The 545-nt window shown below is 67.5% G+C and carries 1 protein-coding gene and 1 pseudogene; both read right to left on the bottom strand.

Annotation, left to right across the window (positions count from 1 at the left end; translation table 11 throughout):
- Positions 1-188, bottom strand: a 188-nt coding sequence (locus tag J5M71_RS26905) for a metal ABC transporter permease (protein ID WP_207838546.1), incomplete at its 3' end; no start/stop codon positions are given.
- Positions 181-545, bottom strand: a pseudogene (locus tag J5M71_RS26900) (hypothetical protein); the annotation flags it as partial. The gene J5M71_RS26905 and the pseudogene J5M71_RS26900, both read right to left, overlap by 8 nt.

Here is a 545-nt window from a genome sequence, read left to right as displayed (position 1 = left end):
AGCATGCCCCAGATCGGCGACAGCCCGAACAGCGCCGCGCCCGTCGCGCCGGCAAAGCCGACGTGCGACAGCGCGTGGCCCGCGAACGTCTGCCCGCGCAGCACGAGGAAGTAGCCGACGATGCCCGCGAGCACGGCGACGATCCCCGCCGCCGCGAACGCGTTGATCATGAATTCGTATTCAAACATCGTGTGAGTGCCCGCCGCCATGTGAATGCGCATGCCCATGCTCGTGTCCGTGGTCGTGCTCGTCCTCGTGGCCGTGATCGTGCTTCTCGACTTCGACGTCGCCGGACATCACGAAGATGCGCCCGTTCACGCGCATCACGTCGATCGGCGAGCCGTACAGGCGCGACAGCACGGGTTTCGTGATCACCTCGTCGACGGTGCCGAGCGCCGCGACGCCGTTGCCGAGGTACAGCACGCGGTCGAGCGCGTTCAACAGCGGATTGAGCTCGTGCGCGGAGAACAGCACGGTGATGCCGAGCTCGCGCTGCACGCGCCGCACGAGCTCGACGACGCCGCGCTGGTGGTTCGGATCGAGGC

Origin of the sequence: Pseudomonas sp. 43(2021) (assembly GCF_017490805.1) — a bacterium.
Taxonomy (GTDB): Bacteria; Pseudomonadota; Gammaproteobacteria; order Pseudomonadales; family Pseudomonadaceae; genus Aquipseudomonas.
This window is presented reverse-complemented; position numbering and strand designations above follow the sequence as displayed.